The sequence below is a fragment of the Desulfovibrio sp. SGI.102 genome, assembly GCF_050314315.1.
Taxonomy (GTDB): Bacteria; Desulfobacterota; Desulfovibrionia; order Desulfovibrionales; family Desulfovibrionaceae; genus Desulfovibrio.
This window is the reverse complement of record NZ_JBNPNC010000070.1, coordinates 1-9,815: the sequence shown is the minus strand read 5'-3', so window position 1 is coordinate 9,815 and position 9,815 is coordinate 1. Positions and strand designations below refer to the sequence as shown.

The window sequence follows — 9,815 nt, the reverse complement described above, 5'->3', positions numbered from 1 at the left end:
GGGCCTGCTATACGCCGAAGAATCTTCGGGCATTGTCGCCGCAGAGCTGCCAGAGCTCTTCGGGCTCCATGCCGCGGGCGGCCGCCATATGGCGTACGGTGAAGACCGTGAAGGCAGGCTCGTTGCGCTTGCCGCGCCAGGGCACGGGCGAAAGGTAGGGGCTGTCGGTCTCCAGCAGCAGGCGGTCGTCAGGGATGACGGCCAGGGCCTCGCGCACAGCCTTGTTGGCCGGGTAGCTGACCGGTCCGGGGATGGAGATGTGCCAGCCGTTGCGGATGATGCGCCGGGCCATGTCGGCATCGCCGCCAAAGCAGTGCCAGAGCAGCGGATAGCCGACAAAACCGCGGGCTTCGAGAGTCATGAGGGTCTCGGCCTCGGCGTTGCGGCAATGGATGACCACAGGCTTTTCCAGCTCGCGGGCCAGTTGCAGCTGATCGTGCAGGACCTGGTACTGGATCTCCTTGGGGCAGTCGTCCCAGTAGAAATCGAGCCCGATCTCGCCCACGGCGCGCAGGCGGTCATCCACGGCAAAGGCTTCACGGATGTCCGCAAGGACTTCGGGCGTGCACTGCTGTCCGTCACAGGGATGGATGCCCAGCACGAAAAAGACCTCGGGATGTGCATCGAAATAGCCGCGGCGACGGCGCCAGCGGTCAGGATCGAGGAAGATGTTGCCGATGGTGGCCACACCGGCGGCACGGGCGCGGGCCAGCACCTCTTCGCGGTCGGCGTCGAATTCCTCGCCGTCCAGATGGGCGTGGCTGTCGCAGCCCACGCAGGGCAGGGCCTGGGTCAGGGGATCGATACGTTCAACTTTCTTGTGGCTCATGGCGGATCCGGGATGGAGAGGATGCGGGATGCGGGCAGCACTGCCCCGTGGACGGGCACCGCCCCATCCCCGGCAGGGCGTCCGTCTGGCATGGCTTCTAGCAGGGGCAGACACGGGACGCAAGCCCCTGCCCCGCCGCGAAAAAGCCCCGTTTCAGGCATTGCCAGTCCCGGGACAAGGGCGTACACTCTCTGCGCCTATTGGTCATTTTACGTTGAGAGGCTATCATGCATTTGCGAAAACGGGTTCTTGTCACTGGTGGTTCGGGTTTTCTGGGCTCGCATCTGTGCGCGCGTCTGCTGGACGAGGGGCACGAAGTCCTGTGCGTGGACAATTTCTTTTCCAGCGCCCGCTCCAATGTGGAAGAGCTCATGGACAACAAGCGCTTCGAACTGCTGCGCCATGACGTGACCTTCCCCCTGTTCGTGGAAGTGGACGAGATCTACAACCTGGCCTGCCCGGCCTCGCCCGTCCACTACCAGCACGACCCCGTGCAGACCATCAAGACCTGCGTCCACGGTGCCATCAACATGCTGGGTCTGGCCAAGCGCCTGAAAGCGCGCATCTTCCAGGCCTCCACCAGCGAGGTCTACGGCGACCCCGACGTGCATCCGCAGCCCGAGAGCTACTGGGGCCATGTGAACCCCAACGGCATCCGCTCCTGCTATGACGAAGGCAAGCGCTGCGCCGAGGCCCTGTTCTTCTCCTACCGCCGCCAGAACAATGTGAACATCAAGGTGGGCCGTATCTTCAACACCTACGGTCCCAAGATGCATCCCAACGACGGCCGTGTGGTCTCCAACTTCATCGTGCAGGCCCTGAAGGGCGAACCCATCACCATCTACGGCGACGGCAGCCAGACCCGCTCCTTCTGCTATGTGGATGACCTGGTGGAATGCATGTGCCGCCTCATGGCCACGCCCGACGACTTCACCGGCCCCGTGAACATGGGCAATCCCGGCGAGTTCACCATCCGCGAGCTGGCCGAAAAGGTCATCGAACTCACCAACAGCAGCTCCAGGCTGATCTGCGAGCCCCTGCCCGGCGACGACCCCAAACAGCGCCGTCCCGACATCAGCCTGGCCCGCGAGGTCCTGGGCTGGGAGCCCAAGGTCCAGCTGGAAGAAGGCCTGAAAAAGACCATCGCCTATTTCGACGAGCAGATCCGCAAGGGTCTGGCCTAGATGTCCGTGTCCGGAACAGGGGATAGCGGCGAGCACGCAGCCGCCTTTGCGCATGCAGCGCGCCGCCGCCCCCGCTCCGGTCGAATTCATATATGGATGCGCCGCCCGGGGAAGGCGACGCAGGGGGATCCGTACCGGCCGGTACGGACGCGCAACCATAACCCTTGACGGACAGGGAGTCCGTCTGTCCGTCCGGCATGGGCGCTGCAAGTCTCCGGGGAAGGAGCGCTCGGACCATGCCGCCAGAAAAGTTTTCACAGATGCGGTCCTGCCCACGGCAGGGCCGCATCGTGTACTTTGACGGTCTGAATATCGGAGTGTGCTCATGTTTCTGATTTTACTGGCTCTGTGTGTACTGGCGGTCAGCGCCGCCGGTCTGGGGCTGCTGGCCTTTGCCCGCCCCACGCCCGCCACGACCCGGCTGGCCGACCTGTTCGGCCCTCTGGGGGCCGCCTGCGGCTGTGCCCTGGGCATGGCGGGCCTGTTCACGGACAGCTGGACAGGCAGCCTGCTGTGGACCCAGGCCTGGGGCCTGCCTGTGGGCGGTCTGAGTCTGGGGCTGGACGCCCTTTCCCGCGTCTTCCTGCTGCCGGTCTTCGGCCTGGGCTTCGTCTGTGCCTGTGCCGGGGGCATCTCGCTGCGCCATACCCGCGCCAGCGAACATAACCTGGCCGCCCACTGGCTCTTCTATCTGCTGCTGGTGCTGGGCATGGCCGTGGTCATGATGGCCCGTGACGCCGTGCTCTTCCTGCTGGCCTGGGAAGTCATGTCCCTGTCGCCCTTCTTCCTCATCGACTTCAACGACAGCGACCGCAACGTACGCGACGCTTCGTGGGTCTATCTGGTGGCCGCCCACCTGGGTGCCGTGCTGCTGCTGGCCTTCTTCGGCCTGCTCTGGCAGAACTCGGGCGATACGGCCTTTGCGACCCTGGCCCTCAAGGAAGGCCCCGTGGTGCCGCTGGCCTCGGTCCTGTTCGTGCTGTCCCTGCTGGGCTTCGGCGCCAAGGCCGGCATCGCGCCCATGCACGTCTGGCTGCCCGAGGCCCACCCGGCCGCGCCCAGCCACATCTCGGCCCTGCTCTCCGGCGCCATGATCAACGCCGGTCTGTACGGCATCATCCGCAGCTGCGAATTCGTGGCCCCCCTGAGCGCCGCCCCGGCCTGGTGGGGCTGGCTGACCCTGTTCCTGGGGCTGGGCACGGCGCTGATGGGCATCCTCAAGGCTCTGGCCCAGAGCAACCTCAAGCGCCTGCTGGCCTACTCCAGCGTGGAGAACATGGGCCTCATGCTCATGGGCGTGGGCGCCTGGCTCATCGGCAGCCACAGCGGCAACAGCTGGATCGGGACCCTGGGTCTGGCCGGTGCCATGTTCCACATGCTCAACCACTCGGCTTTCAAGGGCCTGCTCTTCCTCACCGCCGGTGAAGTGCTGCACGCCACCGGCACCGTGCGCATGGAACTGCTGGGCGGCCTGCAGCAGCGCATGCCCCTGGTGGGCGCGGCCTTCGGCATCGGCGCGGTCTCCATCGCCTGCTTCCCGCCCTTCAACGGCTTTGCCGGTGAGTTCGTACTGGCCCTTTCCCTGCTGGACGGCTCCAGCCTGCCCGGCGTGGAACAGCAGCTGGGTCTGCTCATGGCGCTGGTGGTGCTGGGCCTGGTCTCCGGGCTGGCCGCCGCCACCTATGCCAAGGCCTACGGCATCACCTTCCTGGGCGCGCCGCGCAGCCGCTGTGTGGAAGAGGCCCACCGCCCCCGTCCCCGCGATCTCTGGCCCCTGGCCATCCCGGCCTTCCTCTGCGTGGCCGGCGGCCTGGCTTCCGGCCACTGCTTCCGCTGGCTCATCAGCACGGTCAACGCGCCCCTGCCCGATCCGGTAGCCGGGCAGCAGGTCATGCTGCGTGTGGCCGACATGCTGGGCACGGTCTCGCTGGTGGGCATGGTGCTGCTGGCCTTGGTGGCCGCCCTGTGGCTGCTGCGCAAGGTCTGCATCGCCGGCCGCCTGCGCCGTGAGGAGACCTGGGGCTGCGGCTACCAGTACGGGACCCCGCGCGTGCAGTACACGGACGCTTCCTTCTCCGAGCCGCTGGGCCGCATCTTCGGCGGCGCCATGGGCCTGAAGGTGCATCAGGAGCTGGATGCCCATTACTTCCCCGGCAAGGCGTCCGTGGCCATCTCCGCCCCTGACCGTCTGCGTACGGGCCTGTTCACGCCGCTGTTCGAAGGCGTGGAAAAGCTCTGCAACATGTGCAAGATCCTGCAACACGGCAAGATCCATCTCTATATCCTTTACATCCTCGCCACGCTGGTGGCGTTGCTGGCCTGGGGGCTGCACGCATGAGCGATCTCGCCTTCTACTGTTTCCAGTATGCGCTGGCCCTGCTGCTGGCGCCGCTGCTGCCGGGCATCATAGCCCGTATCAAGGCCAAGGTGGCAGGCAGGCACGGCAAGCCTGTGCTGCAATTGTACTTCGACATCTTCAAGGGCCTGCGCAAGGGCGAGGTCATCAGCCAGGTGACCACGCCTGTCTTCACCCTGGGTCCGGTGGTGGGCCTGGCCACGGTGCTCTGCGCCCTTGCCCTGCTGCCCCTGGGCGGCATGGCCTCGCCGCTGCGTTTTTCCGGCGACTTTTTGCTGGCCGCCTACCTGCTGGGCCTGGGCCGCTTTTTGACCATGCTGGCCGCCCTGGATACCGGTTCGTCCTTTGAAGGCATGGGCGCCAGCCGCGAGGCCGCCTTCTCGGCCCTGTCCGAGCCGGTGCTCTTCCTCTGCCTGCTGACCCTGGTGGGCGTAGGTTCCACCCTGGGCATGCACGATGCGCTTTCCCTGTCCGGCATGCTGGGCGGCCGTCCGGCCCACGAATGGCTGCTGGGACGTGCCGAGCTGCTGCTGGTGCCGGTGGTCTTCTTCGTGCTGCTGCTGGTGGAGAACAGCCGCATCCCCGTGGATGACCCCACCACCCATCTGGAACTGACCATGATCCACGAGGTCATGATCCTGGACCACTCCGGCCCCAGCCTCTCCTTCATCGAGTACGGCGCGGCCCTCAAGCTGTGGTTCTTCGCGGCCCTGCCCGCGGGCATCCTGGTGCCCGACCTGCCCCTGTGGCAGCAGAGCCTGTGCTGGCTGGCCTGCATCTTTGCCGTGGCCGTGCTGGTGGGCATCGTGGAATCCGTCATGGCCCGTCTGCGCATGCAGAAGGTGCCCGTGCTGCTGGGCGGCGCGGCCGTGCTTTCGGCCCTGGCCCTGATCCTGACCCAGGTGAGGTAAATCATGAGCGCTCTTTTCCAGTTCTTCCTCTTCCTGCTGACGCTCAACAACCTGGCCCTGCTGGGCATGGGCCGCCTGCGCACGCTCATCAATCTGGTGACCGCGCAGGGCATCCTGCTGGGCGGCCTGCTGCTCATCCATGACCATGCCCTGCTGGCCGTGGCCGTGCTGCTCATCAAGGGCGGCCTGCTGCCCTGGCTGCTGCACCGCACCCGGCGCCAGATCGGTGCCAATCCGCACATCAAGCCCCGTCTGGGCTTTGGCCTGGCCGTGCTCACCGGTCTGGCCTGCCTGGTCTTCTCGCTCTGGCTGGAAGGCCGCCTGCCCATGACGCCCGGCCTTTTCCCGCCCCTGCTCCTGCCCGCCGGCCTGACCACGCTGTTCTGCGGCCTTCTGCTGGTGGTGGGCCGTGCCACGGCGCTCTCGCAGGTCATGGGCTATCTGGTGGCCGAAAACGGCATCTTCCTGCTGGGCATCCCGCTCATGACGGCCGGTGCCGTCTGGTTCGAGCTGACCCTGCTGCTGGATATCTTCGTGGCGGTCTTCGTCATGGGCATCGCCATCAACCACATCAGCCACACGTTCGAATCCATCGACGTGGGCTTCCACGACCTGCGCGACTAGGGGGCGACCATGCTGGAATGTCTGCTGTTTGCGCCCCTGTGCGCCGGACTGCTCATGCTGCTGCTGGGCAATACCACCGTCTGCCGCGGCCTGCTCTTGCTCACGGCCGTGCTGCACACGGCCCTTTCCGTCAAACTGGCTGCCGACGTGAGCGGCGGCCTGCATCCGCAGGCCCTGGCCGGTCTGCTGGCGCCTGACGCGCTGGGCACGCTCTTCCTCGTGCTGGCCAGCGTGCTCTTCCTGGTGGCCTCGGTCTACGGCGTGGGCTATCTGCGCGACGAGGCCCTGATCACCGAACGCACCAGCATCCTGGACGGCCGGGCCTTCACCAATGCTCCGGAACGCCGCTTCACGGCCTGTCTGTGCTTCTTCCTCTCGGCCATGACGCTGGTCACCACCACGCGCCATCTGGGCGCCCTGTGGGTGGGCATCGAGATCACCACCCTGTCCAGCGCGCCCCTGATCTACTTCCACCGCCACAAGCAGTCGCTGGAAGCCACCTGGAAATACCTCATCATCTGTTCCGTGGGCATCGCCCTGGCCCTGCTGGGCAACATCCTGCTTTCCGTGGCCTTCTACGAGCCCGGCGTGCCGCCGGTGGAGAGCATGGATCAGGTGGAGGCCTTCCGCCATCTGGCCCGGCAGCGCGCCGAAGCCCTGGCCGTGCTGGATGCGCCCCAGAGCGCGGCGACCTATCTGCCCTGGCTCAAGGCGGCCTTCATCTTCCTGCTGGTGGGCTACGGCACCAAAATGGGCCTGGCGCCCCTGCACAACTGGCTGCCCGACGCCCACAGCCAGGCCCCCTCGCTGGTCTCGGCCCTGCTGTCCGGCGCCCTGCTCAACTGTGCCTTCCTGGGCATCCTCCGCGGACATCAGATCATGCTGGGCGCGGGCCTGGGCGGGTTCAGCGGCACGCTGCTGGTCTTCTTCGGCCTGGTCTCCATGTTCGTGGCCGCCATCTTCATCGTGGGACAGGGCCACTACAAGCGCATGCTGGCCTACTCCAGCGTGGAGCACATGGGCATCCTGGCCCTGGCCGTGGGCCTGGGCGGCGCCGCGGCCTTCGGCGGCATGCTGCACGCCATGTGCCATTCGCTGACCAAGTGCATGCTCTTCCTGCTGGCCGGCAACATCCTGGCCCGCTACCACACCTATTCCAGCTACGACGTGCACGGCCTGCGCTGGACCATGCCCGTCACCGGCGCCCTGTGGATGGGCGGCTTCCTGGCCATCGTGGGCTCGCCGCCGTTCGGCCTGTTCGTCAGCGAGTTCCTGATCCTCAAGGGCATCCTGCAGCAGGGCCAGTGGCTGGTGGCCGCCCTGTACATGCTGGCCCTGGCCATCATCTTCGTGGGCATGTCCGTGGCCGTGCTGCGCATGTTCCAGGGCACCCGCCCCACCGACATGCCCGAGTGCCCGCGTGAGTCCGCCCTGAGCGTGCTGCCGCCCATGGCCCTGGGCCTGTGCGTGCTGCTGCTGGGTTTCTGGATGCCCGACGGCGTCGAAAAGCTGCTGCGCGCCAGCGCGGCCCTCATTGGAGGCTAGACCATGCGTTTTTCCTATGCTTCCCCGGCCAGACTGGCCGACATCCCCTGTCTTGACGCGGCCTCCCTGCGGGCCGCCATCCTGACGCAGGTGGCGCACGGCTGGCGCGTGCTGGCCTTCTTTGGCCTGCCCCGGGCCCTGTACGCCCAGGGCGAACTGGCGCTGGTGGCGGGCAATACGGCCGCCGCCGGCCTGTGCTGCGTCATGGCCCATGACCAGCGGCAGGAACTGTGGGCCTCCCGCTGCCTGCCGCTGGAACGCTATGCGTCCATGAGCCAGGAATGCCCGCAGCTCCAGCGCTTCGAGCGTGAAGTCTGCGAGGCCTGGGGCATCGTGCCCGAGGGCCACCCCTGGCTCAAGCCCGTGCGCTACACCACGCCCGCCTCGGGCGCGGAACGTCCCGGCCCGGCCCAGTGCGACCACTACCGCGTGGAAGGCGGCCAGGTCCACGAAGTGGCCGTGGGCCCCGTGCATGCGGGCATCATCGAACCCGGTCACTTCCGCTTCCAGTGCTACGGCGAGAACGTGCTCAATCTGGAGATCAGCCTGGGCTTCCAGCACCGCGGCGTGGAAAAGATGCTGGCCGGCGGCCCGCACCTGCGTGATGCCGCGCTCATGGAATGCGTGGCCGGGGACACCAGCGTGGGCCACTGCACGGCCTACAGCGTGGTGCTGGAGCGTCTGGCGGGCGTCAGCGTGCCGCTGCGCGCCCAGCTGCTGCGGCGCATGGGCCTGGAGTTCGAACGCCTGGCCAACCACACCGGCGACCTGGGCGCCATCGCGGGCGATACGGGCTTTTTGCCCACCTCGTCCTGGAACGGCCGCATCCGCGGCGACTTCCTCAACATGACCGCCGAGATCTGCGGCAACCGCTTCGGGCGCGGCCTGGTCTGCCCCGGCGGCGTCAACTGGGATCTGGACCCCGCTGCCTGCCGCGGTCTGCTGGATCGCCTGCGTGCGGGCTGGCGTGACGTCAAGGGCGCCGTGGACGTGATGTTCGCCTCGCCCAGCGTGCTGGACCGTCTGACCGGCACGGGCTGTGTCAGCCTGCGCACCGCCGAGGACTTCGGCATGGTGGGCGTGGCCGCGCGTGCCTGCGGCCTGCCGCGCGATGCCCGGCGCCATGCGCCCCTTTCCCGCCTGCCGCTGGAAGATACCGACATCCGCATCGCCCAGGGCGGCGACGTGCTGGGCCGCGCCACGGTGCGCCGTCTGGAAGTGGCCGATTCCGTGCGTCTGGTGGAAGCCGACCTCCAGCATCTGGCCCGTCTGGGCGAGGAGGAGAAGCTCCGCGAGGGCGAAAGTGATACCGCCCTCTGGCGTGCGCCCATGCCCGATACCCTGCCCGGCGGCATGCTGGCCGTGGCCCAGGTGGAAGGCTGGCGCGGCGAGCTGTGCCATGTGGCCGTCACGGATGCGGAAGGCCGCTTCGGCGTCTACAAGATCTATGATCCTTCGTGGCACAACTGGAGCGGTCTGGAGATGGCCCTGCGCGGCGAACAGATCTCCGACTTCCCGCTCTGCAACAAGAGCTTCAACCTTTCCTATTGCGGCCACGACCTGTAGGCAGGAGGACTGACATGCTGGACATCTTCAAGGAACGCCTGCACCAGAAATACAGGACGCTGGATTTCCCCCGCAAGGCGCCGGGCCTTTCGCCCCGCTACATGGGACGCCCCGAGATCGCGGCCGGGGACTGCGGCTCCTGCCGCGCCTGCCTCGACGTCTGCCCCACCGGGGCCCTGCGCAAGCTCTCGCCCGCCGAACCCGGCCCCGCCGGAGAGACCGACGGCATCGCCCTGGATATGGGGCGCTGCCTGTTCTGCGGTGCCTGTGCCCGTGCCTGTACCGCGGCACGCGGCGATGGCCTGATCCGCTTCACCAAGGACTATCGCGTAGCCGCCTTTGCCCGTGAAGACCTCATCGTCACGGCCCAGCCCCGGCCCCTGCACAAGCCCAAGGCCTGCAACGGCCTGTTCTCCCGCTCGCTCAAGCTGCGCGAGATCAGCGCCGCTGGCTGCAACGCCTGTGAAGCCGACACCAACGTGCTGGGCACCCTGGTCTACGACCTGGGCAAGTTCGGCATCAACTTCGTGGCCTCGCCCCGTCATGCCGACGGCATCCTGGTCACCGGCCCCGTGAGCCGCAACATGCGCGAAGCCGTGCTGGCCACTTGGGCCGCCGTGCCCGAGCCGCGCATCGCCATCGCCGTGGGCTCCTGCGCCATCTCCGGCGGCCTCTTCGCCGACAGCGACGAATGCTGCGGCGGTCTGCCGCCCCTGTGCGACGTGCAGCTCTTCGTGCCCGGCTGCCCGCCCAGCCCCTGGAGCATCCTCGACGGCCTGCTGCGCCTCAAGTCGGAAAAA

General features: G+C 67.2%; 8 protein-coding genes. 7 read left to right on the top strand and 1 reads right to left on the bottom strand.

The features are described from left to right. Nucleotides 1–7: 7 nt before the first annotated feature. Complete coding sequence (locus ACQRCJ_RS11230) at nt 8–829, bottom strand: TatD family hydrolase (RefSeq protein ID WP_303876129.1); 822 nt, start codon at nt 827–829, stop codon at nt 8–10. 227 nt (nt 830–1,056) lie between these two features. Between ACQRCJ_RS11230 and ACQRCJ_RS11225 the strand changes: the two genes are divergently transcribed. The 7 genes from ACQRCJ_RS11225 to ACQRCJ_RS11195 all read left to right on the top strand — a co-directional run. Further along, nucleotides 1,057–2,013, top strand: a complete 957-nt coding sequence (locus ACQRCJ_RS11225; RefSeq protein ID WP_168935547.1) for a UDP-glucuronic acid decarboxylase family protein — start codon at nt 1,057–1,059, stop codon at nt 2,011–2,013. Between the two features lie 325 nt (nt 2,014–2,338). Then, on the top strand, nt 2,339–4,351 hold the full coding sequence (locus ACQRCJ_RS11220) for a proton-conducting transporter membrane subunit (RefSeq protein ID WP_300644327.1): 2,013 nt from the start codon (nt 2,339–2,341) through the stop codon (nt 4,349–4,351). Further along, nucleotides 4,348–5,280 carry a respiratory chain complex I subunit 1 family protein gene (locus ACQRCJ_RS11215; RefSeq protein ID WP_006008038.1) on the top strand — a complete coding sequence of 311 codons (933 nt, stop codon included), beginning with the start codon at nt 4,348–4,350 and terminating at the stop codon, nt 5,278–5,280. The genes ACQRCJ_RS11220 and ACQRCJ_RS11215 overlap by 4 nt, the downstream gene beginning before the upstream one ends. Nucleotides 5,281–5,283: 3 nt before the next feature. Continuing rightward, on the top strand, nt 5,284–5,904 hold the full coding sequence (locus ACQRCJ_RS11210; protein ID WP_168935549.1) for a hydrogenase-4 component E: 621 nt from the start codon (nt 5,284–5,286) through the stop codon (nt 5,902–5,904). Nucleotides 5,905–5,913: 9 nt separating this feature from the next. Then, nucleotides 5,914–7,449, top strand: coding sequence for a proton-conducting transporter membrane subunit (locus ACQRCJ_RS11205; protein ID WP_168935550.1), 1,536 nt, complete (start codon nt 5,914–5,916; stop codon nt 7,447–7,449). 3 nt (nt 7,450–7,452) lie between these two features. Further along, on the top strand, nt 7,453–9,015 hold the full coding sequence (locus ACQRCJ_RS11200) for a hydrogenase (RefSeq protein WP_427799821.1): 1,563 nt from the start codon (nt 7,453–7,455) through the stop codon (nt 9,013–9,015). Nucleotides 9,016–9,029: 14 nt separating this feature from the next. After that, nucleotides 9,030–9,815 (top strand): 4Fe-4S dicluster domain-containing protein (locus ACQRCJ_RS11195; RefSeq protein ID WP_427799820.1); only part of this gene is annotated, 786 nt, incomplete at its 3' end.